Raw genomic sequence first — 23,493 nt, forward strand, 5'->3', positions numbered from 1 at the left:
AGGGCCTTATGGCGACTTATTCTAGCAACGATTTCCGTGCCGGTCTTAAAATCATGATGGATGGCGAACCGTACGCGGTTGAAGCCAGCGAGTTCGTAAAACCAGGCAAAGGCCAGGCGTTCGCACGCGTTAAGCTGCGCCGTCTGCTGACCGGTACTCGTGTTGAGAAAACCTTCAAATCCACTGACTCTGCAGAAGGCGCAGACGTTGTCGATATGAACCTGACTTACCTGTACAACGACGGTGAGTTCTATCACTTCATGAACAACGAAACCTTCGAGCAGCTGGCTGCCGATGAGAAAGCGGTTGGCGATAACGCCAAATGGCTGCTGGATCAGGCTGAGTGCATCGTGACCCTGTGGGACGGCCGTCCAATCGCTGTGACCCCGCCAAACTTCGTTGAGCTGGAAATCGTTGAAACCGATCCAGGTCTGAAAGGTGATACCGCAGGAACTGGCGGTAAGCCAGCAACCCTGAGCACCGGCGCTGTGGTGAAAGTGCCACTGTTCGTACAGATTGGCGAGGTTATCAAAGTTGACACCCGCTCTGGCGAATACGTTTCTCGCGTGAAGTAATTCATGCTATAAAAAAACGGCGCAACGCTTGTTGTGCCGTTTTTTTTAAAGGGCAGGGATGATGAACCGCTTATTCAAACTCTTCTTCATACTGTTGTTCTCCGGAGCACTGCTTTCGGGCTGCAATACCTTCCGTGGCTTTGGCCAGGATGTCGAACATCTGGGCAATTCCATTTCTCACGCCGCCAGCAAATAAGTTCACATCGTCTTAAAATTGCTTCGTTTCGCTCTCACTACGTCTTTCTTGTCTATGCTTATGTTGCTACAGCACAACTGTTAACTGGCAATAAAAGGAAGACATCATGCTTAAGAAATCCATTGCTGCGTTTTTTACTCTCCTGGTGCTCTCTTCAGCCCTGACTGCCTGTAATACGACGAAGGGGATGGGGGAAGATATTTCCAGTGGCGGCCAGGCTATTTCCGGCGCAGCGACCAAAGCTCAGAACTAAAGATGTTCGGTACGGCTTTTCGGCCGTACCGTTATTCAACGCATTCCGCTGAGGGAATAAAAGGGGAGAAGCGATGCTCAACTTTGAGCTTCATGCGAATATTGCGTTTGTAGGTATAGACGGTTTTTCCGGTGATCCGCATTTCGCTGGCTATGGTTTGATTGCTGGCACCTTCCATCCACAGTGACAAAACTTTCTCTTCCTGACGCGTCAATAAAGGCGTCACGACCCGTGCCGGATTGATGAGTGGGCCGCTAAGAAGTAAATCCATCACCCGTTGTCTGAGAACCTCCAGCGGGGCTTTCTTTGATATCGCTTCCCCCACATTCTTAAAAACAAAGGGTTCATTCTGCAGACGAAGGACTCGTGTTCGCTGTTCGCAAACATTCAGCAGTGCAGGCAGGAAATGCGACTGGAGAGCGTCGTGCTGGAAACTGGCAAAATCGGCGATCACCAGATGAGGCTGCCAGCTTTCGACATGGGCTTTGGCGAGTAACAGACTGTTCAGGTGAGTGACTAAAAATGACGATGTCTCGTCTGTCTTCTGCTGCAACCCCTTTTCCAGCCCAAGGCGGCTGAAACAGCAGCGATCAATAATCAGAATTTTATACATGCTGGGCAAATGCGCGCTTCATAGGGTGCAGGAAATAATGGGCCAGGCAACCATGATAGAGAAAGAAGCCCTCAGACAAAAAGGCGATCTCCGCATTGAAATGCGCTCATTTCACGTTATCGTCGAGGAAAAGGAACTTAAGTTAAATTACTTGCATGCCCGAATTCAGTGGGTAAAATAGGCGCTCTTCATGACCTTACGGGACGACCCGTAAGCGTATCTTAATCTCGGGGACGACCCCTTTCTGGAGTCACTATGTCCTGGTTAATTCTTGTTGTTGCAGGTCTTCTTGAAGTGGTTTGGGCTGTCGGCCTGAAATATACCCACGGTTTTAGTCGTCTGGTTCCGAGCGTCATTACCGCTACCGCAATGATCGCGAGTATTGCCTTACTTTCCTGGGCGATGAAAACGCTGCCGGTCGGTACCGCTTACGCCATCTGGACCGGCATCGGTGCCGTTGGCGCAGCGGTAACAGGTATGCTTCTGTTAGGCGAATCGACCAGTCTGGCGCGTATTTTCAGCCTGGTGCTGATCGTCTGCGGCATTATCGGCCTGAAACTCAGCGCTCACTAATAAGTCTGATTCACCCAAATTAGTTTCCCCACCGGGAAACCTTGCCGGGTCGCGATATCCAGCATTTGCTGTTTCATTTCAGGAGAAATGGTCGGCGTGCGGGCAAGTATCCACAAATAGTCGCGATCCGGCCCACAAACCAAAGCATGACGGTACTCTTTATCCAGCGCGATAATATTGTAGCCGCCATAGAATGGGCCAAAGAAGGATACTTTCAACGCCGCCTGAGTTGGCGGGCCAGTAAAGTAAGCGACACCCTCTGTTTTTTGCCACATCCCGCGATCGGGGTTATAGCCTTTATTCAGCACGTCAATTCCACCATCACTCCGCTGGCTGTAGGTCGCGGTCACTTTCTCCAGGCCACTCTCGAAGTTGTGATCCAGACGGGCGATTTCATACCAGGTGCCAAGGTAGCGGCTGGCATCAAAGGGAGAAACAACGGTTACGCCCGGCGGCGGGATGGGGTTACTACAGGCAACAACCAAAAACGCAGCGGCAACAGTCGCAATGAGGGGCAGCAGACGCATGGCAATGTCCTTGCAGGTTTTTTTGTAAGTGTAGATACCTGCGGGAAAAATGTACGGCGGGCAGAAAGAAATATGCCCGGCGTGTGCCGGGCATCTCAGCTTTAGAGGAAAATGATCCCCACAAGGGTGACGATAGTCAGGATCGCCGCCAGGCCATAGAACACCCACTTGCCGTTTGGCACGTGAATTTTCAGGTCATGCATCGCGTGGTGAATACGGTGCAGGCCACACCAGAGCGGCAGCACAATCATCAGGAACAGGAACGCGCGGCCAATAAAGCTTTGGGCAAAGGCCAGTACGCGTTCATAGCTGAAAGCGTCATGTGGCGCGAGACCCAATGGCAGCAGAACGCCCACCAACAGCACGATAACAGGGGCAATAATGGCCCCCCACATGCCGCCTGCGCCAAACAAGCCCCAGAATACGGGTTCGTCTGAACGTTTCGGATTTGGATTGATCATTTCGGTCTCCTTACCAGAACAGCGCGACAAACAGGATGATTACCGTGACCACGATCGTCACGCCCCACAGCCCTTTAATCACCGGCTCTGGCCCCAGTTTTTCGCCTTTCACAATCACGTTAGCAGCTTTGGGCGCCAGTTCGAACCAGGTTTTGGTGTGCAGCAACGCCGCCGCCAGGGTTATCAGGTTCAGGATAACCACGATCGGATTTTGCAGAAAACCGACGTATCCGGCCCAGGACTCCGCGCCATGTTTCAGGGCAAACAGCCCGTAAATCAGAACGAGACTAAACCAGACGGTCGGCACGGCGGTGCCTTCACGCAGCATGTAGAAACGATAAAAAGGCAGTTTCTTCCACCACGTTGACGTCATCGGCCGGACATAGGGTTTACGTTTTGTCGTCATCATGCACTCCTTAGCGTGGTTTCAGGGTGGCGATAAGAAAGTCTTTTGAGCTTTCCACTTTGCCCTGCTGAATGGCGGCTGCCGGGTCGACATGCTTCGGACAAACCTCCGAGCAGTAACCGACGAACGTGCAGCTCCAGACGCCATTCTTGCCGTTGAGCTGCGCCATGCGCTCTTTCTTCCCGTGATCGCGGGTGTCTTCGTTATAGCGGTGCGCCAGCGTGATGGCGGCCGGGCCGATGAACTCTGGATTCAGGCCAAACTGTGGACAAGCGGCGTAGCACAGACCGCAGTTGATGCAGCCCGAGAACTGATGGTATTTCGCCATCTGCGCCGGAGTTTGCTTATTCGGCCCCTGATCTGGCGTGCGCGGGTTGCCGATGATGTACGGCTTAATCGCTTCCAGGCTTTCGATAAAGTGGGTCATATCGACCACCAAATCACGCTCAATCGGGAAGTTCGCCAGCGCCTCAACCTTCAGGCCGTTGGTGTATTCACGCAGGAACGTTTTACAGGCAAGCTTTGGCACTTTGTTGACCATCATGCCGCAGGAGCCGCAAATCGCCATGCGACAGGACCAGCGATAGCTTAAGTCCGGCGCGAGGTTATCTTTGATGTAGCCGAGTGCATCGAGGAGTGAGGTTTGCTCATCGTAAGGCACTTCATAGAAGGCGCTGTGCGGGGCCGTGTCCACTTCCGGGTTGTAGCGCACGATCTCGATTTTCAGGTTTTTCATCTCAGCCATTTGCCGTCTCCTTCTTGTCGGCAGCTTCCGCTTCTGCACCGTAAACACGTTTCGCCGGTGGCAGCGTCGTGATCTTCACGTCGCTGTAATCAAGGCGTGTGGTGCCGTCCGCGTCGCGGTACGCGAGAGTGTGCTTGAGGAAGTTAACGTCATCGCGCTCGGTACAGCCTTCGTCGAGACGCTGATGCGCGCCGCGAGACTCTTTACGCGCCATGGCGGAATGCGCCATACATTCGGCAACGTTCAGGCCATGGCCCAGCTCGATGGTATAAAGCAGGTCGGTGTTGAAGACGCTGGAAGTGTCGGTGATACGGACACGCTTAAAGCGTTCCTGCAGCTCAGCCAGCTTGTCGATGGTTTTCTGCATGAGTTCCGGCGTGCGGTAAATGCCGCAGCCTTCTTCCATCGACAGGCCCATTTCATCGCGGATCTTCGCCCAGTTCTCATTGCCTTCCTGATTGACCAGAGCTTTCAGGCGTTTTTCGACATCAACAACCTGCGCATCCAGCGCCGCGCTGTTGGCCTCGCTAACGGTAGAAGCACGTTCCATGGCTTTCTCACCCGCCATGCGGCCGAAGACCACCAGTTCTGCCAGAGAGTTCGAACCAAGACGGTTTGCCCCGTGAAGACCCACAGAAGAACATTCGCCAACGGCGAACAGCCCTTTGATACGGGTTTCACACTGCTGATCGGTTTCGATACCGCCCATGGTGTAGTGCGCGGTTGGGCGCACCGGAATCGGCTCTTTCACCGGATCGACGCCCACGTAAGCTTTCGCCAGTTCACAAATAAACGGCAGACGCTCAAGCAGTTTTTTCTCACCCAGATGGCGCAGGTCAAGATAGACCACATCACCGCGCGGCGTTGGAATGGTGTTGCCTTTGCGCCACTCGTGCCAGAACGCCTGGGAGACTTTGTCGCGCGGGCCGAGTTCCATGTATTTGTTTTTCGGCTCCCCGAGCGGGGTTTCCGGGCCCATGCCGTAGTCCTGCAAATAGCGATAGCCATCTTTGTTGACCAGAATCCCGCCTTCGCCGCGGCAACCTTCCGTCATCAGGATGCCGGAACCCGGCAGCCCGGTTGGGTGATACTGAACGAATTCCATATCACGCAGCGGCACGCCATGGCTCAGCGCCATGCCCATACCGTCGCCGGTCACGATGCCGCCGTTGGTGTTATAGCGATAAACGCGTCCTGCACCGCCAGTGGCCATCACCACCGCATTGGCACGAATCTGGACCAGTTCGCCTTCCATCATGTTCATCGCCACCAGGCCACGGGCCTGACCGTCATCGACCAGAATGTCGAGGACGAAATGTTCGTCGAAGCGCTGAATTTGCGGGAATTGCAGAGAGGTCTGGAAGAGCGTGTGCAGCATGTGGAAGCCGGTTTTATCTGCGGCAAACCACGTACGCTCGATTTTCATCCCGCCGAAGCGACGCACGTTCACAGAACCATCTTCACGACGACTCCACGGGCAGCCCCATTGCTCAAGCTGGGTCATTTCAGTCGGGCAGTGGTGAACGAAGTAATCAACGACGTCCTGCTCGCAAAGCCAGTCACCGCCGGCAACCGTGTCGTGGAAATGGTACTCAAAGCTGTCATGATCCTGCGCGACAGCGGCAGAACCCCCTTCGGCTGCCACGGTGTGGCTGCGCATTGGATAGACTTTTGAAATCAGTGCGATTTTAGCGTGGGGATTAGCTTGTGCTGCGGCAATGGCAGCCCGTAATCCCGCACCGCCAGCGCCTATAACGGCGAGATCGGCATGAAAGGTTTGCACGACATTCCTCCAGATTGTTGTTATTTCGCAACACGCATTACCAAAGGTAGTTCACTGATGCGGCACGGCAATTGCGAAAGCGATTCCACTGCTCCTTTATGGGTAAAACAGTATATCCGTATGAAAGAGGGGGAAATTTGACGCGTTCGATTTTTTTGCTGTTCTGTGCTGCCGTTTATCACCGAAATTGATGGATTGCGTCACGAAATTGGCTTCTTCAATAAAATCCGGCTTTAAATCGGGCCAGATTTGTCTCGCTCCGGCGTTGAGGGTAGACTTCGTGCCTTTGTTTGACTTCGGAGAGTTTTACCATGAGCGAAACGGCAACCTGGCAGCCGAGCGCCTCCATCCCCAATCTGTTAAAACGTGCGGCCATCATGGCGGAGATCCGCCGCTTTTTTGCTGACCGCGGCGTGCTGGAGGTGGAAACGCCCTGCATGAGTCAGGCAACGGTAACGGATATTCATCTGGTGCCGTTTGAAACGCGTTTCGTTGGCCCGGGTCATTCTCAGGGTATCAATCTCTACATGATGACCAGCCCGGAATACCACATGAAACGCCTGCTGGCGGCGGGATGTGGCCCTGTGTTCCAGCTGTGTCGCAGCTTCCGCAATGAAGAGATGGGACGTCATCACAACCCGGAATTCACCATGCTGGAGTGGTATCGTCCACACTACGATATGTATCGTCTGATCAATGAAGTCGACGATCTGTTGCAGCAGGTACTGGAGTGCCAGCCTGCGGAAAGCCTCTCCTACCAGCAGGCGTTCCAGCGCCATCTGGAAATTGATCCGCTGTCAGCGGATAAAACCCAGCTGCGTGAAGTGGCGACGAAGCTCGACTTAAGCAACATCGCCGATACCGAAGAAGACCGCGATACCCTGTTGCAACTGCTGTTTGCCATGGGCGTTGAGCCGCACATTGGTAAAGATCGCCCAACGTTCGTCTACCACTTCCCGGCAAGCCAGGCCTCGCTTGCGCAGATCAGCACGGAAGATCATCGCGTGGCTGAGCGCTTCGAGGTGTATTACAAAGGTATTGAGCTGGCGAATGGTTTCCACGAACTCACGGATTCCCGCGAGCAGCAGCAGCGTTTTGAGCAAGATAATCGGAAACGTGCCGCACGCGGTCTGCCACAGCAGCCGATAGATGTGAATCTGCTGGAAGCCTTAAAAGCAGGCCTGCCTGATTGTTCCGGCGTTGCGCTGGGCGTTGATCGTCTGGTGATGCTGGCGCTGAGAGCGGAAAGTCTGGCTGAGGTGATTGCCTTTACTGTTGATCGCGCCTGATAACAGAGCGGCTCCTTCCTGGAGCCGTCATAGTGATATATCGTGCTTTTTCCCTCTATTTATTGCCTGATGTTTTAGAAAGCTCCTTTTAAATCACATAATTTGACTGCTGATTGCTCTATTTAAAGGGCATATAACCAGAAGTGGTCCTCCTTGCCGTGCTCCTGCCTGTCTCTGGTTCATCCAGCCTCTTCTCATTTACCGGTCGCTCGGAGGGAATCATGACGACTGCTGCGAAAAAGATGAGCCTCACTGGCCTCGTGTTGATGATCTTTACCTCGGTCTTTGGCTTTGCCAACAGCCCCTCGGCGTTCTATTTGATGGGCTATAGCGCCATTCCCTGGTACCTCATTTCTGCCCTGCTGTTTTTTATCCCTTTCGCTCTGATGATGGCGGAAATGGGTGCTGCATACCGGCATGAGGCGGGCGGCATCTATTCCTGGATGAACAACAGCATCGGCCCCCGCTATGCGTTTATCGGGACCTTTATGTGGTTCTCTTCCTATCTCGTCTGGATGGTCAGCACGGCGGCAAAAGTGTGGATCCCATTTTCGACCTTCCTGTTTGGCAGCGATATGACCCAAAGCTGGCGCTTTGCCGGGCTGGAGCCTTCTCAGCTGGTCGGACTGCTGGCCGTTGCGTGGATGGTTGGGGTGACGTTTGTTGCCAGCCTTGGGATTACCCGAATCGCCCAGATAACCGCAGTTGGCGGCATCGCGGTGATGGGGCTGAATCTGGTGCTGTTACTGGTGAGCCTCGTGGTCCTGACGCTGAACGGCGGTGAGTTCGCGCAGCCGGTTAACTTTACCGTTTCGCCAAATCCACAGTATCACACCGGACTGTCGATGCTGGCGTTCGTGGTATTCGCCATTTTTGCCTATGGCGGAATAGAGGCGGTCGGTGGGCTGGTCGATAAGACCGATCGGCCGGAAAAGAACTTTGCCCGTGGCATTATCTTTGCTGCCATCGTCATTTCTATCGGCTATTCGCTGGCGATTTTTCTCTGGGGCGTCAGCGTCAACTGGGGGCAAGTGCTGAGCGACGAGAAGACCAATCTTGGCAACATCACCTACATTCTGATGAACAGCCTCGGCGTGAGCCTGGGGCAAGCGCTGCAACTCTCGCCTGAGACAAGTGCGCTCTGCGGTGTCTGGTTCGCCAGAGTCACCGGCTTTTCGATGTTTCTCGCTTACACCGGAGCCTTCTTCACCCTAATCTATTCGCCGCTGAAGGCGATCATTGAGGGCACGCCGAAGGGAATGTGGCCAGCGGCAATGACGCGAAGCAATGCCCAGGAGATGCCGGGCAACGCGATGTGGCTACAGTGTCTGCTGGTCAGCCTGTTTATCCTGCTGGTCTCCTTCGGCGGTGAAACTGCTTCGGCGTTTTACAACAAGCTGACGCTGATGGCTAACGTCTCCCTGACGCTTCCGTATCTGTTTCTGGCTTTGGCCTTTCCCTGGTTTAAGCTGCGTGAGGATCTCGATCGTCCATTCGTGATATTTAAGAGCCGTAGCACAACCCTGTTGGCAACCGCGATGGTGGTGTTGGTGGTGGCTTTTGCCAATCTGTTCACGATAGTCCAGCCGATAGTGGAATCTGGCAACTGGGACAGCGCCCTGTGGATGGCGGGTGGGCCTGTGTTCTTCTCTTTGCTGGCGCTGGGCATCTATGAAAGCTATCGGCGGAGGAGGGGGATGTTACTGGCTATGGAGTAGCACTTCTGGAAACTGTCCCTGCCGCCAACGGCAGGGACGAGCCCGTTACAAACTTCCCGCCGTACGCCCACGCCCTGCTGAAGTCATCGTTCTGCCTGTCTTGCGCCCATCCATTGTTTCAAGACGCATCTGGAACGGTGGGAACGGCATATCGATTCCGTGTTCACGGAAGCCCGCCAGAATCAGCTGGTGGATCTCATGGCGCAGCGGCATGCGATGCCCCATTTCAGCCGCATAGATACGCAGTTCGAAGATCTGGATCCCCTGCTGCAAATCGACCAGGAAGACTTCCGGTGCCGGATTGTCTATCACATAGGAACAGCGCTCGGCGGCGGTCATCAGAATTTGTGTCACTTCTTCGCTGTTGGCGTCGGAAGGGGCTGGCACGGTTAACACCACGCGAGTCACTGAGTCTGACAGCGACCAGTTGATAAATTGCTCGGTGATAAAGGCTTTGTTCGGCACGATGATCTCTTTGCGATCCCAGTCGCTTATCGTGGTCGCACGCGTGTTGATTTTGGTGACGCTGCCCGTCAGGTCGCGGATCGTCACGGTATCGCCGATGCGGATCGGCTTCTCAAACAGGATGATCAGGCCGGAAATAAAGTTGGCAAAAATCTCCTGTAAACCGAAACCAAGTCCGACACCCAACGCGGCAACCAGCCACTGCAGCTTCGCCCACTCAATGCCTATCATCGAGAAACCGACCAGCCCGCCAATCAGCATCAGCAGGTATTTGGTGATGGTGGTAATCGCATAACCTGTACCTGGCGTCAGGCTGATATGTTGCAGGACGGCCAGCTCCAGCAGAGCAGGAAGGTTCCGTACCAGTTGGGTGGTGACGATAAAGACCAGAATCGCAATCAGCACCGCCCCGAGCGTAATCGGCTCAAGGCTTTCGACTCCCTGAACCGTTGAGGTGACATCCCAGAGAGAGATGTTTTCGAGGAAGCCAAAGGCGGAGTGAATTTCTGACCACAGCACGATCACGGAAACCAACGCGATCAGCATCAGGATCGAACGCACCAGACGCAGAGATTGCGCGCTCAGCGTGTCGAGATCGACTTCGGCAATATCGACTTCTGCCGACCCGTCCAGGCTACTGGAGTGATGATGATCTTCTTCACCGCGTGCGCGATGGGCGAGCATTTCGGCCCGACGGTTTTTGGCGCGATCGAAGGCAATACGGCGGCGCTGAATGAGCATCCAGCGGCGAATGACATGGTAAACCACCAACAACAGGAACCAGATCGCGACAGACGTTTCCAGTCGCGCCAGCAAGGCTTCGGCTGTTGCCAGATACCCGACCGCCGCCGCCAGAATAGCGGCCAGTGGCGCGCCTAAAAGCAGGTTCCACAGCACCCGGTTAATCATGTTGTCGCCGTTGCCTTCTTTGTCGAGGTACAGAGGAATACCGGCGCGTTTAAGGCTCAGCGTCACCACAGCCAGCGCCCCACAAATCAACATGAAACAGAGCCTGCCAAGCGAGGCGGAGAATTCACGGTCATTGAGATTATCGAACATGATCAGCGCCATAATCAGCGGCACGATAAGCCCGATGCTCATCAGGTAGTAACGCATTGCACGGGCAACGCGGTTACGCGGCCAGCCAAAGTGAGCGATGAACAGGCCATTCGGGCGAGCAAAGGCGGCGCAGATCATCACCACCCACAGTAGCGGTACGGTAGCCGTTACGCCGTCGCCAATCGCCACCGCCAGCGGATAAGGCCACGCTTCCCGCAGGCCATAGCCGAGCGTCATCCACAGCACTGGCAGCGGTGAGGCCACCAGAATCGACCAGAAAACCGTGCGCAATGTTAGCCAGAAATGGTCTTGTGTCACTTTGCCGACACGGTTGCTTGAGCGTTCCAGAAAACGTGTGAAATGCTTGCGGGAACTGATGCTGAAGCCCACAAGGATCAGCGCCGCGAAGAGGGGGATCAGCGTTTCTTTGCTGGTGAACATCATCACCGAGGCTTTGCCAAGCTGGCTGACGGTGTCCAGCGAAATCAGTCGGCGTAAGTCCTGAACGATGCTCAGTGGCCACGCGAAGGTGATTGCGCTGACGTCGGATGTCCAGAAGAGATAGCGGTGTGTGGCTTCGTTAATCTCTTTCAGCGCGTCTTCCAGTTGGCCGTTTGCCACCTTCAGCTTGGTCAGTTCCAGGATTAACGTATCGCCGCCCTGCAACAGCGAATTCAGCAGTTCGCGCTGCGTGCGCAGTTGAGCATCCAGAATCCGGGACTCTTCGCCTGACAACGGCTGCCCGTCGGCCTGATGGATTTGGCGTAATTGCGGCTGCTTGCTGAGGAGATCTTCATAACGCAGACGATGCACGCGCAGCTGCGCCATTTCGGTATCGAGCTGCTGCGGTTTAGGCATTTCCGGTAAACGGGCAACCTGGGCTCGCAGAGCTTCACCCAGCAGGTTAGAGGAACCCAGCCATTGAGATTGCTCACGCAGCGTGTTGAGCGCCTGACGAACCTGCAACGTTTGATTGGTCGCCTGACGTTGCTGTGAGGCCACCAAATCCATGCGCTGGGCCTGCTGGTTCAGCGCCTGCGAAAGCTCGCGGTTGGTGGTGAATTGTTTGACCAGATCCGGCGGCAGGTTGGCGCTGTTTTCTGCCAGCAGCTCGGTGCTTTCCAGTGCCTTTTCAGCTTCGCGTTGCCGCTGACTGTTGAGCTGGTTACGCAGCGCCTGCAAATACGCATCAAGCTGTTCGCTCTGCTTTTGCGCCAGCTCGGAGCGCATTCTTGCCAGCTCCTGACGGTTGTTGGCCGACAGCTGCGCCAGCTCCAGCTCGTTGACCAGGGCTTTCAGCTTTGCGGATTCTGCCTGAAGGCTGAGATTTTGCGCCTGAGCCGTGTTCCCGGTAGCGCTGCCAGCCCGACGTTCCACCTCGTTTAGCTGACGGCGAGCATCGGTTTGCTGCTGAGGAAGCTGGTTCAGAGAGTCGGCGATTTCGCGGGCGCGTTCCTGTTCCTGCTGCGCCTGACGGCTTTTTTCCAGCAGTTGGCTGCTGACCTGCAGGATTTCCTGATTAAGCGCATCTGTGGTCAACCCGGTTGGAACCTGACGAGGCTCCTCACGCAGATTCGACAGCTGGCTACGCAGGGTTTGAGAAAGCTTGGGGAAATTGTCGATAGATTGCTGATACTGCGTGGCGCGCTCAAGGGAACCTTTACGTTCTTCGAGCGCGTTTAATGCGGACTGAAGCGCCTCGACGGCTTCAGGCTGAGCGGGCTTTGCCGCTTTCGCCTGTTCCAGTTCCTGAGCTATTTGTTTGCTGTCGGGGGCGCTGGCTGCGTACGCCCCCATGCTGAGGCACCAGGCCATCAGAAAAGTGATAATCAGGCGCACGTCAGCGGTCCTTCTTAGTTAGCCCTGGTCTTTGCTGTCTTCGACCAGCGGACTGGCGTCGTGTTCAGCTTTGATCTCTTCTTCCGCCAGCACTTCAGCTTCTGGTGCGACGAAAGCTTCGGTGGAGACGGCCAACGGCAAGCCAATTTTGGTGACGGACAGGCTTTCAAGCTGCTCTGCCAGCTGGACTTTGCCCGGGGCGAACAAGTTGATGACCGTTGAGCCGAGTTTGAAGCGACCCATTTCCTGGCCTTTCAGCAAGGCAACAGACCCTTCGCTTTCACCCGCAGGCCATGTCCAGCGTTTGATAATGCCTTCACGCGGTGGAGTGATGGTGCCAGCCCATACGGTTTCAATGCTTCCCACGATGGTTGCGCCCACCAGAATCTGCGCCATTGGGCCAAATTCGGTATCAAACAGGCAGATAACGCGCTCGTTACGGGCAAACAAGTTAGGCACATTCTGCGCGGTCAGGTGGTTCACGGAGAACAGGTCACCCGGCACGTAAATCATTTCACGCAGGATGCCGTTGCACGGCATATGCACGCGGTGGTAATCACGTGGGGACAGATAAGTGGTGGCAAACGAACCGTTACGGAACAGGTCCGCCATCAGATAGTTACCCGCCAGCAGCGCTTCCAGGCTGTAGTTGTGGCCTTTCGCTTGCAGAATTTTGTCGTCTTCAATCTTACCCAACTGGCTGATGACGCCGTCGGCTGGCATCACCAGCACGTTCGGATCGGTATTCAGTGGACGAACATCGTCACGCAGCGGGCGGACAAAGAAATCGTTAAAGGTGCGATAGCTGGCAGTGTCGGGTTTCTGCGCTTCTTTCATATCGACCTTGTAATATTTCACGAACAGATCAATCACCAGCTTTGTCAGCCAGCCCGCTCGTTTGCTCGCGCCCCAGCCGGCGAGGCGTGTCAGCCACAGTTTCGGCAGAATGTATTGAAGCGAAAGTTTAAATGAATTTAACAAGGTAGCCTCCAGGCCAGTGTCGGGTCATCACAGACTTTATATCCAAGCCATTTAAAAAATGGGGGGCTGATTCTATCGGCAGTCAGCTTAAATGTCAGTCGTCGGTTTCAGAAAAGCTTTTACGCGTTTTTACCTGGGCCATGCTCTCGAGGATGCGATGGTAGTTTTCAAAGCGTGATTCGGCGATCTCACCTTTTTCAACCGCTTCACGAATGGCGCAGCCGGGATCGTTGTCGTGCTTGCAGTCGCGGTATTTACAGGCGCCCAAGTAGTCCTGGAATTCGACAAAGCCATTGAAGATTTGTTCCGGCTCCAGATGCCACAGGCCAAATTCACGCACGCCCGGGGAGTCAATCACATCACCGCCGTGCGGGAAATGGTAGAGACGGGCGGCAGTGGTGGTGTGCTGACCGAGACCGGAGTTGTCGGAAACATCATTGGTGAGAATTTCTTCCTGCAAGCCGAGCAGGGCGTTCAGCAGGCTGGATTTACCCACGCCAGACTGACCCGCAAAGATGCTGATGCGGTCAGTGAGCGCGACTTCAAGCGGCTTAAGGCCGTCCTGCGTGCGGCTGGACACCATCAGGACCTTGTAACCGATGCGGCGATAGATATCCATTTGCTCGTTAACGAAAGCCATGCTCTCGTCATCAAGCAAGTCGATTTTATTCAGCACGATGATCGGTTCAACGTTGAGCGTTTCGCACGCCACCAGATAGCGATCGATAATATTGACTGACAGCTCCGGCAGGATCGCGGACACAATGACAATCTGGTCGATGTTGGCGGCGATAGGCTTAACGCCGTCATAGAAATCCGGACGCGTCAGGACTGAGGTGCGTTCATGCACGGCTTCGACGATGCCTTTGACGTTAACGCCTTCCGCCGCGGTTTTCCCCGGACGCCAGACCACGCGGTCACCGGTCACCAGAGAACGGATCGTACGGCGAATGTTGCAGCGGTGAACGCCGCCGTCAGTCGCTTCGACGTCGGCATGCATACCAAAGCGGCTAATGACGATGCCTTCAGAGGCTTCGCCAAACAGGTTGTCATCGAAGTCGGCCTTCTCCGCAGTCGTTTTAAGGCGGCGCTGATGGTTCGCTTTTACGCGGCGCTGTTGACCTTTGGAGAGTTTATTTTTACTCAATCGGGCTAGCTCCTGGTCGCCCCAAAGGGGCAAAACCTTTATGATACACGCTATTTTAGATGAATATAGTCACAGTCGTTGTGACGCGAGAAGGGTGGAAAATAGCATGAGTGCAAATGAAAACAACCTCATTTGGATCGATCTTGAGATGACAGGCCTCGATCCTGAGCGTGATCGCATTATTGAGATCGCTACCCTGGTGACCGATGCCAATCTCAACATCCTGGCGGAAGGGCCGACCATCGCGGTACATCAGTCTGATGAACAACTGGCGCTGATGGATGACTGGAACGTACGCACCCATACTGGCAGCGGCCTGGTCGATCGCGTGAAGGCCAGCTCTCAGGACGATCGTGCGGCAGAACTGGCAACCCTTGAATTCCTGAAACAGTGGGTGCCGGAAGGCAAGTCACCTATCTGCGGGAACAGCATTGCCCAGGATCGCCGCTTCCTGTTTAAGTATATGCCGGAGCTGGAAGCCTACTTCCATTACCGCTATCTGGATGTCAGCACGTTGAAAGAGCTGGCGCGTCGCTGGAAACCAGAAATTCTCGACGGTTTCAAAAAGCAGGGCACTCATCAGGCGATGGACGACATTCGCGAGTCGGTGGCTGAACTGGCTTACTACCGCGAGCATTTTATTAAGCTTTGAAGGATGCCGCCCGGCGGCACTGTGTTTGCCGGGCCTACGAGGCATTTGTAGGCCTGCTAAGCGCAGCGCCAGCAGGCAATCGGTGTTAATTTGTGCACATTGCCGATTAATCCAGCACTTAAGCAAAAATCAAAAAAAATCGCTTACAGGGGGGTTGCAGCTAAAAGGATTTCTCGTATAATGCGCCTCCCGTAACGACAGAGAATTCATCGTTACGACAGCACCAGATTTGCGGGAATAGCTCAGTTGGTAGAGCACGACCTTGCCAAGGTCGGGGTCGCGAGTTCGAGTCTCGTTTCCCGCTCCAAAATTTGAATGCAGCAAAAGTTGACAGTATCGCAAGATACGCACCACCCAAGCGGGAATAGCTCAGTTGGTAGAGCACGACCTTGCCAAGGTCGGGGTCGCGAGTTCGAGTCTCGTTTCCCGCTCCAAAATTTTCTTCAGTCCGACATCTTATCCACAGCGTGAAAACACGTTGGGGACGATTCTTGTTTTCTCTGACATACTCTTGTAAACAGACTTATCCACAGGCCTGAGTGATTGTCTTAAAAACCAAAATGCTTCGATGTGTTAATAGTATCTTTCTAATTTATTGATTTATAAAAAATAAATAATATTTCAGATTGTTATTTTGATCACTTGACGTCTCAGGGCGTGTTGAATTGCAATGTGTTTTTATTTTTATTCACACCCTGTGAATGATTCAGGCATCCCTCGGCAGCCCTTTTTCGATCACCCTCACCAGACGCTGTTTTTGCGGTAGCTGTACTTCCACAACGTTGGCATTTCGTTTCTCAATTTGCTGCGCAATCGCCCACTCAATGTGTTCGTCGAGAAGTGGGTGCTCACCCCGGCGGCTTTCCAGAGCGTGTAAATTGCGCTCATCCCAGGAGGCATTTCCCAATGCGACGCTAATATTTCGCAGCCAGCGGAGATGACCGATACGCCGAATGGGCGAACCTTCCGTGACTGTCAGAAAATGGGCCTCGCTCCAGGCGAACAGTTCAATCAGCTCCGGTGCGTGCAGGGCTTTGCGCGGGCTGAAATCCTCTTCAACGGTCAATTGTGAGTAGCGATTCCACGGGCAAATTAGCTGGCAATCGTCACAGCCATAGATGCGGTTGCCCATGAGCGGGCGAAATTCTTCCGGGATGGCGCCTTCCAGCTCGATGGTCAGATAGGAAATACAGCGACGGGCATCGACGGTGTAGGGTTCAACAATCGCCCCCGTCGGGCAGATAGTCATACAGGCGACACAGCGACCGCAGGCTTCTTCCACTGGCTTATCAATGGGTAACGGAAGATCGATCAGCAGTTCGCCGAGGAAAAAGAAAGATCCCGCGTCGCGGCTTAGGATAAGTGAGTGCTTACCTGTCCAGCCAAGCCCGGCTTTTTCAGCGATAGGGCGCTCCAGAAGGGGCGCGGAATCGACAAAAGGTCTAAAATTCAGCGAGGCACACTGTTCCTGGATTTTTTCGCCGAGCTTCTTAAGACGGTTACGCAACAGCTTATGATAATCACGCCCGAGGGCATAACGGCTGACGTAACCGAGCGAAGGGTTTTTCAGGGTGCTGGCAAACGCGGCATTAGTGGGCAAATAGTTCATTCGCACGCTGATCACGCGAAGCGTACCCGGCAGCAGTTCATGAGGGCGAGCGCGCATCATACCGTGACGCGCCATCCACTCCATCTCGCCGTGGTACTGTTTGTCCAGCCATGCCTGCAGTTTGGGTTCGGACTCGCTGAGGTCAGTATCGGTGATACCGACGTGCTGAAAGCCCAGTTCGGAGCCCCACTGCTTGATGTCTTGCGCTAATTGATTGAGATCGAGGGGCTGTGACATGACGGACCATACAATGACGAGAAACCCCGCAAGTATACCACACACCATCTGGTCTGCGGATGACCTGCGTCGCGCCGAAAAAGAGGCGGCAGATGCGTTGGGCATCACGCTTTATGAACTGATGCTTCGCGCTGGCGATGCCGCTTTCGCGCTTGCCCGCAAAACTTATCCTTCAGCCGCCCACTGGATTATTCTTTGCGGACACGGCAATAACGGTGGCGATGGGTACGTTGTCGCGCGCCTTGCACAGGCCGCAGGCATAACCGTCACGCTGCTGGCTCAGGAGAGCGATAAACCGCTTCCTGAAGAGGCCGGGCAGGCACGAGCTGGCTGGTTGAATGCGGGCGGTATTATTCATGCTGACGACATTGCCTGGCCGGAGGGCGTGGATCTTATCGTCGATGCTTTGCTGGGAACCGGGCTGAACAGCGCGCCACGCGAACCGGCTGCCAGCCTTATTGCTCATGCGAATGAGCATCCTGCTCCGATTTTCTCTCTGGATATCCCTTCCGGCCTGCTGGCGCAAACCGGGGCTACGCCCGGAGCGGTGATTCACGCGGCCCACACTTTGACGTTTATCGCGCTCAAACCTGGATTGCTGACCGGCAAAGCTCGTGATGTCACGGGGCGTCTTCATCAACACTCTCTCGGCCTCGATAGCTGGCTGAATGCTCAAACCACGCAGATTCAACGCGTTGAGGCTTCGCAACTTTCACACTGGCTCCTACCGCGACGGGCAACCTCACATAAAGGCGATCACGGCAAGCTTGTGATCATCGGTGGTGATTTGGGAACAGCTGGAGCCATCAGAATGGCGGGTGAAGCGGCATTACGCGCTGGAGCGGGATTGGTGCGAGTGCTTACTCGCAGCGAGAATATCGCCCCCATCATCACTGCAAGGCCGGAGCTGATGGTACACGAGCTCACTCCGCAGAGTCTCGATGAAAGCCTTGAGTGGGCTGAAGTCGTGGTAATTGGGCCGGGCTTAGGCCAACAGAATTGGGCGAAGCAAGCGCTGCGCAAAGTGGAAAACGTCCGTAAGCCCATGTTATGGGACGCCGACGCGCTGAACCTTCTGGCAATCAACCCCGATAAACGTCACAATCGCATTCTGACGCCGCACCCCGGCGAAGCCGCACGGTTACTGAATTGCAGCGTGGCAGAAATCGAGAGCGATCGCTTACTTTCTGCACAACGTCTGGTAAAACGGTACGGTGGCGTGGTGGTGCTGAAAGGGGCGGGGACGGTCATCGCGGATGAAGCCCACGGCATAGCCCTTGTTGATGCCGGTAATCCCGGTATGGCGAGCGGTGGAATGGGCGATGTGCTGTCCGGCATTATCGGTGCGTTGCTAGGTCAGCATCTCACGCCGTATGATGCAGCTTGCGCCGGTTGTGTGGCGCACGGCGCGGCGGCTGATATTCTCGCTGCGCGATACGGACCTCGTGGCATGCTCGCCACCGATCTTTTTTCCACGCTACAGCGTGTTGTTAACCCGGATGTGATTGACGTAAACCATGATTAATCGAGTGATTCCCTTACCCGACGAGCAGGCAACATTAGATCTTGGCAACCGCATGGCTGCCGCCTGCGCAGGCGCGACCGTTATCTATCTCTACGGCGATTTGGGCGCCGGGAAAACCACCTTCAGCCGCGGCTTTTTGCAGGCACTCGGCCACAAAGGCAACGTCAAAAGCCCCACTTACACGCTGGTAGAACCGTACACCCTCGATAACCTGATGGTGTATCACTTCGATTTGTATCGCCTTGCGGATCCTGAGGAGCTCGAATTTATGGGGATCCGCGATTACTTTGCTGACGATGCCATCTGCCTGGTGGAATGGCCGCAACAGGGCGTGGGTGTATTGCCTGAACCGGATGTCGAAATTCACTTAGAGTACCAGGCACAAGGGCGAGAGGCGCGCGTGACGGCAGTCTCCTCACTGGGTGAGTCTTTACTGGCACGTCTGGCCGGTTAACCTGAGGGATGGCGGGATGATTTATCGCGTTAAAAGTTGGTGTGTGGCAAGTTTGATGCTTTTTTGCCTGCAGGCGACGGCGGCGAGTTTATCCGATATCCAGGTATCCAACGGAGATAAACAAGCCCGCATCACCTTCAGTTTCATGGGCGATCCGGACTACTCGTTTTCCCAGGAAGGGAAACGTAGCGTGGCGCTCGATATAAAACAAACGGGAGTGATTCAGGGGTTACCGCTTAATTTCAGCGGCAATAATCTGGTGAAAAGCATTCGCTCGGGCACGCCGAAAGATGCGCAGTCTCTGCGTCTGGTGGTCGACCTGACCGGCGACGGGAAAACCCGTGCGGTGAAACAGCAAAGCGGTGGCAATTATACCGTGGTGTTCACCATTAATGCGGATGAGCCGCCGCCTCCACCGCCACCGGTAGTAGCAAAACGTGTGGAAGCACCGGTGGTCGCTCCTCGTCCCGCTGAACCAGCAAGAAATCCGTTCAAAACGCAAAACGATCGCATGACCAGCGTCACCAGTAGCAACACGGCGACGCGCCCGGCGGCAAGAGCAAGAACAGCCAGCGTGACGGGCGATAAGGTGATTATTGCCATTGATGCCGGTCACGGCGGTCAGGACCCAGGCGCGATTGGTCCGGGTGGGACGAAAGAGAAAAACGTCACCATCCTGATAGCCCGTAAGCTGCGCGCGTTGCTGAATGACGATCCGATGTTTAAGGGCGTTTTAACCCGCGATGGTGATTACTTTATCTCGGTCATGGGGCGTTCGGATGTGGCGCGTAAGCAAAACGCCAACTTCCTGGTGTCCATTCATGCGGATGCCGCACCAAACCGCGATGCTACAGGCGCTTCGGTCTGGGTGCTTTCCAACCGTCGCGCAAACAGCGAAATGGCCGGATGGCTGGAACAGCATGAGAAGCAGTCCGAACTGCTGGGTGGCGCAGGTGACGTGCTGGCGAACAGCCAGGCCGATCCTTACCTGAGCCAGGCGGTGCTGGATTTACAGTTCGGTCATTCTCAGCGCGTCGGGTATGATGTGGCGGTAGATGTTCTGAGCCAATTACAGCGTGTGGGCAATATCCACAAACGCCGCCCGGAACACGCGAGTTTAGGCGTACTGCGCTCACCGGATATCCCGTCAATCCTGGTAGAAACCGGGTTTATCAGCAACAGTGGGGAAGAGCGTCTGTTGGGCAGCGACAGCTACCAGCAGCAGATTGCTGAAGCCATTTACAACGGCTTGCGTAATTACTTCGAACAGCATCCGTTACAAAATGGCCCGCGTGGTGAGTCTTCACAAACGGCCAGCGCCACGTCTCCCGGTGGAACGTTAATTAATTAAGGAGTCTTTCAATGCCGATTCAGGTTTTACCGCCACAGCTTGCGAACCAGATTGCCGCTGGCGAAGTGGTAGAACGGCCCGCATCGGTAGTGAAAGAACTGGTAGAAAACAGCCTTGATGCGGGCGCAACCCGCATCGACATCGATATCGAGCGCGGTGGCGCAAAGCTCATCCGCATTCGTGATAATGGCTGCGGGATTAAAAAAGACGAGCTGGCGCTGGCGCTGGCTCGTCACGCCACCAGTAAAATTGCCTCTCTTGACGATCTGGAAGCGATCATTAGCCTCGGTTTTCGCGGCGAAGCGCTGGCCAGTATCAGCTCCGTTTCCCGTTTGACCCTCACTTCCCGCGTTGCCGAGCAGCAAGAAGCCTGGCAAGCCTACGCGGAAGGGCGTGATATGGACGTGACCGTGAAGCCGGCGGCTCATCCTGTTGGCACCACGCTGGAAGTGCTGGATTTGTTCTATAACACTCCCGCTCGCCGCAAGTTCATGCGCACCGAGAAAACCGAGTTCGCCCATATCGACGAAATTATTCGTCGCATTGCGCTGGCCCGATTCGACGTCACCCTTAATCTCAATCACAACGGCAAACTGGTACGCCAGTATCGCGCGGTAGCGGAAGGCGGGCAGAAAGAGCGCCGTCTGGCAGCTATCTGTGGAACACCGTTTGTGGAGCACGCGCTGGCGATTGAATGGCAGCATGGTGATTTAGCGCTGCACGGCTGGGTGGCCGATCCGAAGCAGACAAATGCGCAGTTCGCCGAGATCCAATATTGCTATGTGAATGGCCGCATGATGCGCGATCGCCTGATTAACCACGCGATTCGTCAGGCCTGTGAAGACAAGCTGGGCGCGGGTGAACAGCCCGCTTTTGTCCTCTATCTGACGATCGACCCACATCAGGTTGATGTGAATGTCCATCCTGCCAAGCATGAAGTGCGTTTCCATCAATCACGGCTCGTTCACGACTTTATCTATCAGGGCGTGTTGAGCGTCCTGCAACAGCAGGTAGACGCGCCGCTGCCATTAACGGTTGAAGAGGAAGAGCCTGCCCCACGCTCGTTCCCTGAAAACCGGGTTGCTGCCGGCCGAAACCACTTTGCCGAACCGGCTGTTGCGCGTGACTCTGCTACCCCTCGTTATAGCAGCCAGACCAGCAGCGGCGGTAGCTCGCGAGCACCTTCAGGCGCAGGATGGCCGAATGCGCAGCCTGGCTATCAAAAGCAGCAGGGTGCGCTGTACAAACAGCTTTTGGAAACACCGGTTGCCGAGCGTAAGCCTGCCACGGCATCAGAAACAGACAGCCTTGCCGGGCACAGCAGCAGCTTTGGTCGCGTGTTGACGATAGTCGCCAACGATCGCGCGCTGCTCGAACGCGATGGGAGACTGAGTCTTCTGGCGTTGCCTGTTGCGGAGCGCTGGTTGAAACAAGCACAGCTCTCCCCGGAAAGCGCACCTGTTTGCGCTCAGCCTTTGCTTATTCCGCTGCGGCTGAAAGTGAGCGCTGATGAACAGGCGGCCATCAAAAAAGCCCTGCCGGTATTAGGGCAATTAGGCGTGGAAATTCAATCAGAAGCGCAGCATGTGACGGTGAGGGCGGTGCCTTTACCCTTAAGACAACAAAATTTACAAATCTTGATTCCTGAACTGATAGGCTACCTCGCGCTGCAACCATCCTGTGATGCGAGCACGCTTGCGCAGTGGTTAGCACGAAACCTCGTAAGCGACCATGCGCAGTGGAATATGGCGCAGGCGATAGCCATGCTGACCGACGTCGAACGTCTGTGTCCGCAACTGGTGAAAGCCCCGCCAGGTGGCCTGTTACAACCCGTTGATTTACATACGGCGATGAATGCCCTTAACCATGAGTAACGACACAAAAAGCCTGCCTAAGGCCATATTCCTGATGGGGCCAACGGCCTCCGGCAAAACGGCGCTGGCCATTGAATTGCGTAAAGTTTTGCCCGTAGAGTTGATTAGCGTGGATTCCGCCCTCATCTATCGAGAGATGGATATTGGAACCGCGAAGCCGGATGCGCGTGAGCTTGCCGCGGCACCGCACCGGTTGCTGGATATTCTCGACCCGGCGCAGGCGTATTCTGCCGCGGATTTCCGCCGCGATGCGCTTGCCGAAATGGCCGAGATCACCGCAGCAGGGCGTATACCGCTGTTGGTTGGCGGCACCATGTTGTATTTCAAAGCCTTACTGGAGGGATTGTCGCCGTTACCGTCGGCAGACCCCGAAGTGAGAGCCAGAATTGAACAACAGGCAGCAGAGCAAGGATGGAATGCGCTGCATCAGCAACTTCAGGAGATAGACCCGGTTGCTGCTGCTCGTATTCATCCAAATGATCCGCAAAGACTTTCCCGGGCACTGGAAGTTTTTTTCATTTCGGGTAAAACTTTAACGGAACTGACGCAAACGTCAGGCGAGGCTCTGCCGTACAAGGTGCATCAGTTCGCCATCGCCCCGGCGAGCCGTGAACTGCTCCATCAGCGCATCGAGCAGCGTTTTCACCAGATGTTGGCTTCAGGTTTTGAAGCAGAAGTGCGGGCGCTTTTTGCCCGTGGAGATTTGCATACGGATATGCCTTCCGTTCGTTGTGTAGGATATCGCCAGATGTGGTCGTACCTTGAAGGCGAAATTCCTTATGATGAAATGGTTTATAGAGGTATTTGCGCCACGAGACAGTTAGCCAAGCGCCAGGTAACCTGGTTACGCGGCTGGGAAGGCGTTCACTGGTTAGACAGTGAGCAACCTGAACAGGCGTTCAACGAAGTGTTGAAGGTTGTTGGTGCGGGTCAGAGCTGAACGTGTAAAATTAAGACGTATCGTGCGCAATTTTTCAGAATCGCAAGGTTCTAAGTACAAGCCCGAAGTTTGTGGGTAAAAAACCCTGAAAACCGTGGGTAAAACAAGCATATAAGGAAAAGAGAATGGCTAAGGGGCAATCTTTACAAGATCCGTTTCTGAACGCACTGCGTCGGGAACGTGTTCCGGTTTCTATTTATTTGGTGAATGGTATTAAGCTG

General features: G+C 54.8%; 23 protein-coding genes and 2 tRNA genes. 15 read left to right on the plus strand and 10 right to left on the minus strand.

Features of this window, described 5'->3' with window-relative positions; all coding sequences use genetic code 11:
* The first annotated feature begins 8 nt into the window (after window positions 1–8).
* The 3 genes from efp to ecnB all read left to right on the plus strand — a co-directional run bounded on the left by efp (window position 9) and on the right by ecnB (window position 1,024).
* A complete protein-coding gene (efp, locus tag ACRCWW_RS04310; protein ID WP_438681324.1) occupies window positions 9–575 on the plus strand; it encodes an elongation factor P in 567 nt (188 codons plus the stop codon).
* Between the two features lie 58 nt (window positions 576–633).
* Window positions 634–771 carry an entericidin A/B family lipoprotein gene (locus tag ACRCWW_RS04315; protein WP_438681305.1) on the plus strand — a complete coding sequence of 46 codons (138 nt, stop codon included), beginning with the start codon at window positions 634–636 and terminating at the stop codon, window positions 769–771.
* Between the two features lie 106 nt (window positions 772–877).
* On the plus strand, window positions 878–1,024 hold the full coding sequence (gene ecnB, locus ACRCWW_RS04320; protein ID WP_404659342.1) for a lipoprotein toxin entericidin B: 147 nt from the start codon (window positions 878–880) through the stop codon (window positions 1,022–1,024).
* Window positions 1,025–1,055: 31 nt separating this feature from the next.
* On the opposite strand, the gene ACRCWW_RS04325 is transcribed toward ecnB, so the two are convergent.
* Window positions 1,056–1,637: a response regulator transcription factor gene (locus ACRCWW_RS04325; RefSeq protein WP_438681306.1), complete on the minus strand. Its 582-nt coding sequence runs from the start codon at window positions 1,635–1,637 to the stop codon at window positions 1,056–1,058.
* A gap of 255 nt (window positions 1,638–1,892) precedes the next feature.
* Here ACRCWW_RS04325 and sugE point away from each other — a divergent pair, with 255 nt between their 5' ends.
* Window positions 1,893–2,210, plus strand: a complete 318-nt coding sequence (gene sugE / locus ACRCWW_RS04330) for a quaternary ammonium compound efflux SMR transporter SugE (protein ID WP_438681307.1) — start codon at window positions 1,893–1,895, stop codon at window positions 2,208–2,210.
* Here the strand turns inward: sugE and ACRCWW_RS04335 are convergent.
* The 5 genes from ACRCWW_RS04335 to frdA form a co-directional block, all read right to left on the minus strand.
* A complete protein-coding gene (locus ACRCWW_RS04335) occupies window positions 2,207–2,737 on the minus strand; it encodes a lipocalin family protein (RefSeq protein WP_438681308.1) in 531 nt (176 codons plus the stop codon). The two genes, sugE and ACRCWW_RS04335, sit on opposite strands and share 4 nt — an antisense overlap.
* Window positions 2,738–2,838: 101 nt before the next feature.
* A complete protein-coding gene (gene frdD / locus ACRCWW_RS04340) occupies window positions 2,839–3,198 on the minus strand; it encodes a fumarate reductase subunit FrdD (RefSeq protein ID WP_438681309.1) in 360 nt (119 codons plus the stop codon).
* Window positions 3,199–3,208: 10 nt separating this feature from the next.
* Complete coding sequence (gene frdC, locus ACRCWW_RS04345) at window positions 3,209–3,604, minus strand: fumarate reductase subunit FrdC (protein WP_438681310.1); 396 nt, start codon at window positions 3,602–3,604, stop codon at window positions 3,209–3,211.
* A gap of 10 nt (window positions 3,605–3,614) precedes the next feature.
* On the minus strand, window positions 3,615–4,349 hold the full coding sequence (frdB, locus tag ACRCWW_RS04350) for a fumarate reductase iron-sulfur protein (RefSeq protein WP_438681311.1): 735 nt from the start codon (window positions 4,347–4,349) through the stop codon (window positions 3,615–3,617).
* On the minus strand, window positions 4,342–6,132 hold the full coding sequence (frdA, locus tag ACRCWW_RS04355) for a fumarate reductase (quinol) flavoprotein subunit (protein ID WP_438681312.1): 1,791 nt from the start codon (window positions 6,130–6,132) through the stop codon (window positions 4,342–4,344). Before frdA ends, frdB begins: the two co-directional genes overlap by 8 nt.
* 311 nt (window positions 6,133–6,443) lie before the next feature.
* On the opposite strand from frdA, the gene epmA reads away from it, so the two are divergent.
* Complete coding sequence (gene epmA / locus ACRCWW_RS04360; RefSeq protein WP_438681313.1) at window positions 6,444–7,421, plus strand: elongation factor P--(R)-beta-lysine ligase; 978 nt, start codon at window positions 6,444–6,446, stop codon at window positions 7,419–7,421.
* Between the two features lie 221 nt (window positions 7,422–7,642).
* Window positions 7,643–9,139 carry a glutamate/gamma-aminobutyrate family transporter YjeM gene (yjeM, locus tag ACRCWW_RS04365; RefSeq protein ID WP_438681314.1) on the plus strand — a complete coding sequence of 499 codons (1,497 nt, stop codon included), beginning with the start codon at window positions 7,643–7,645 and terminating at the stop codon, window positions 9,137–9,139.
* 45 nt (window positions 9,140–9,184) lie between these two features.
* Here the strand turns inward: yjeM and mscM are convergent, their stop codons facing one another.
* From mscM to rsgA, 3 genes are all read right to left on the minus strand, one after another.
* The gene (mscM, locus tag ACRCWW_RS04370) at window positions 9,185–12,502 is read right to left on the minus strand and encodes a miniconductance mechanosensitive channel MscM (RefSeq protein WP_438681315.1); all 3,318 of its coding nucleotides are present in this window, start codon (window positions 12,500–12,502) and stop codon (window positions 9,185–9,187) included.
* Window positions 12,503–12,520: 18 nt separating this feature from the next.
* Entirely contained in the window at window positions 12,521–13,483 is a 963-nt protein-coding gene (asd, locus tag ACRCWW_RS04375; RefSeq protein WP_404659353.1) for an archaetidylserine decarboxylase, read from the minus strand.
* A gap of 94 nt (window positions 13,484–13,577) precedes the next feature.
* Window positions 13,578–14,630 carry a small ribosomal subunit biogenesis GTPase RsgA gene (gene rsgA, locus ACRCWW_RS04380; RefSeq protein WP_438681316.1) on the minus strand — a complete coding sequence of 351 codons (1,053 nt, stop codon included), beginning with the start codon at window positions 14,628–14,630 and terminating at the stop codon, window positions 13,578–13,580.
* Between the two features lie 106 nt (window positions 14,631–14,736).
* Between rsgA and orn the strand changes: the two genes are divergently transcribed.
* From orn to ACRCWW_RS04395, 3 genes are all read left to right on the plus strand, one after another.
* Window positions 14,737–15,282: an oligoribonuclease gene (gene orn, locus ACRCWW_RS04385; RefSeq protein ID WP_438681317.1), complete on the plus strand. Its 546-nt coding sequence runs from the start codon at window positions 14,737–14,739 to the stop codon at window positions 15,280–15,282.
* A 231-nt stretch (window positions 15,283–15,513) separates the two neighbouring features.
* Window positions 15,514–15,589, plus strand: a tRNA-Gly gene (locus ACRCWW_RS04390).
* A gap of 51 nt (window positions 15,590–15,640) precedes the next feature.
* Window positions 15,641–15,716: transfer RNA gene (locus ACRCWW_RS04395), tRNA-Gly, on the plus strand.
* Window positions 15,717–15,988: 272 nt separating this feature from the next.
* On the opposite strand, the gene queG is transcribed toward ACRCWW_RS04395, so the two are convergent.
* Window positions 15,989–17,128, minus strand: coding sequence for a tRNA epoxyqueuosine(34) reductase QueG (gene queG / locus ACRCWW_RS04400; protein WP_438681318.1), 1,140 nt, complete (start codon window positions 17,126–17,128; stop codon window positions 15,989–15,991).
* Between queG and nnr the strand changes: the two genes are divergently transcribed.
* The 6 genes from nnr to ACRCWW_RS04430 all read left to right on the plus strand — a co-directional run.
* Complete coding sequence (nnr, locus tag ACRCWW_RS04405; RefSeq protein WP_438681319.1) at window positions 17,127–18,653, plus strand: bifunctional ADP-dependent NAD(P)H-hydrate dehydratase/NAD(P)H-hydrate epimerase; 1,527 nt, start codon at window positions 17,127–17,129, stop codon at window positions 18,651–18,653. The genes queG and nnr overlap by 2 nt on opposite strands.
* Complete coding sequence (gene tsaE / locus ACRCWW_RS04410; protein WP_438681320.1) at window positions 18,646–19,107, plus strand: tRNA (adenosine(37)-N6)-threonylcarbamoyltransferase complex ATPase subunit type 1 TsaE; 462 nt, start codon at window positions 18,646–18,648, stop codon at window positions 19,105–19,107. The genes nnr and tsaE overlap by 8 nt, the downstream gene beginning before the upstream one ends.
* Window positions 19,108–19,123: 16 nt before the next feature.
* Complete coding sequence (gene amiB / locus ACRCWW_RS04415; RefSeq protein WP_438681321.1) at window positions 19,124–20,458, plus strand: N-acetylmuramoyl-L-alanine amidase AmiB; 1,335 nt, start codon at window positions 19,124–19,126, stop codon at window positions 20,456–20,458.
* Between the two features lie 11 nt (window positions 20,459–20,469).
* Window positions 20,470–22,332: a DNA mismatch repair endonuclease MutL gene (mutL, locus tag ACRCWW_RS04420; RefSeq protein ID WP_438681322.1), complete on the plus strand. Its 1,863-nt coding sequence runs from the start codon at window positions 20,470–20,472 to the stop codon at window positions 22,330–22,332.
* Window positions 22,325–23,272: a tRNA (adenosine(37)-N6)-dimethylallyltransferase MiaA gene (gene miaA / locus ACRCWW_RS04425; RefSeq protein WP_438681323.1), complete on the plus strand. Its 948-nt coding sequence runs from the start codon at window positions 22,325–22,327 to the stop codon at window positions 23,270–23,272. The genes mutL and miaA overlap by 8 nt, the downstream gene beginning before the upstream one ends.
* Before the next feature lie 125 nt (window positions 23,273–23,397).
* Window positions 23,398–23,493, plus strand: a 96-nt coding sequence (locus ACRCWW_RS04430) for an RNA chaperone Hfq (RefSeq protein ID WP_232944412.1), incomplete at its 3' end; no start/stop codon positions are given.

This window comes from Scandinavium sp. (assembly GCF_051650185.1).
In the GTDB taxonomy this organism is placed as follows: Bacteria; Pseudomonadota; Gammaproteobacteria; order Enterobacterales; family Enterobacteriaceae; genus Scandinavium.

Coding starts and splice junctions, on each gene's coding strand:
- queG (WP_438681318.1), bottom strand. CDS start 17,128: ATGTCACAGCCCCTCGATCTCAATCAATTAGCGCAAGACATCAAGCAG.
- ACRCWW_RS04335 (WP_438681308.1), bottom strand. CDS start 2,737: ATGCGTCTGCTGCCCCTCATTGCGACTGTTGCCGCTGCGTTTTTGGTT.
- efp (WP_438681324.1), top strand. CDS start 9: ATGGCGACTTATTCTAGCAACGATTTCCGTGCCGGTCTTAAAATCATG.
- amiB (WP_438681321.1), top strand. CDS start 19,124: ATGATTTATCGCGTTAAAAGTTGGTGTGTGGCAAGTTTGATGCTTTTT.
- frdC (WP_438681310.1), bottom strand. CDS start 3,604: ATGACGACAAAACGTAAACCCTATGTCCGGCCGATGACGTCAACGTGG.
- miaA (WP_438681323.1), top strand. CDS start 22,325: ATGAGTAACGACACAAAAAGCCTGCCTAAGGCCATATTCCTGATGGGG.
- frdB (WP_438681311.1), bottom strand. CDS start 4,349: ATGGCTGAGATGAAAAACCTGAAAATCGAGATCGTGCGCTACAACCCG.
- sugE (WP_438681307.1), top strand. CDS start 1,893: ATGTCCTGGTTAATTCTTGTTGTTGCAGGTCTTCTTGAAGTGGTTTGG.
- yjeM (WP_438681314.1), top strand. CDS start 7,643: ATGACGACTGCTGCGAAAAAGATGAGCCTCACTGGCCTCGTGTTGATG.
- ACRCWW_RS04315 (WP_438681305.1), top strand. CDS start 634: ATGATGAACCGCTTATTCAAACTCTTCTTCATACTGTTGTTCTCCGGA.
- epmA (WP_438681313.1), top strand. CDS start 6,444: ATGAGCGAAACGGCAACCTGGCAGCCGAGCGCCTCCATCCCCAATCTG.
- ACRCWW_RS04325 (WP_438681306.1), bottom strand. CDS start 1,637: ATGTATAAAATTCTGATTATTGATCGCTGCTGTTTCAGCCGCCTTGGG.
- frdD (WP_438681309.1), bottom strand. CDS start 3,198: ATGATCAATCCAAATCCGAAACGTTCAGACGAACCCGTATTCTGGGGC.
- tsaE (WP_438681320.1), top strand. CDS start 18,646: ATGATTAATCGAGTGATTCCCTTACCCGACGAGCAGGCAACATTAGAT.
- ecnB (WP_404659342.1), top strand. CDS start 878: ATGCTTAAGAAATCCATTGCTGCGTTTTTTACTCTCCTGGTGCTCTCT.
- nnr (WP_438681319.1), top strand. CDS start 17,127: ATGACGGACCATACAATGACGAGAAACCCCGCAAGTATACCACACACC.
- orn (WP_438681317.1), top strand. CDS start 14,737: ATGAGTGCAAATGAAAACAACCTCATTTGGATCGATCTTGAGATGACA.
- mutL (WP_438681322.1), top strand. CDS start 20,470: ATGCCGATTCAGGTTTTACCGCCACAGCTTGCGAACCAGATTGCCGCT.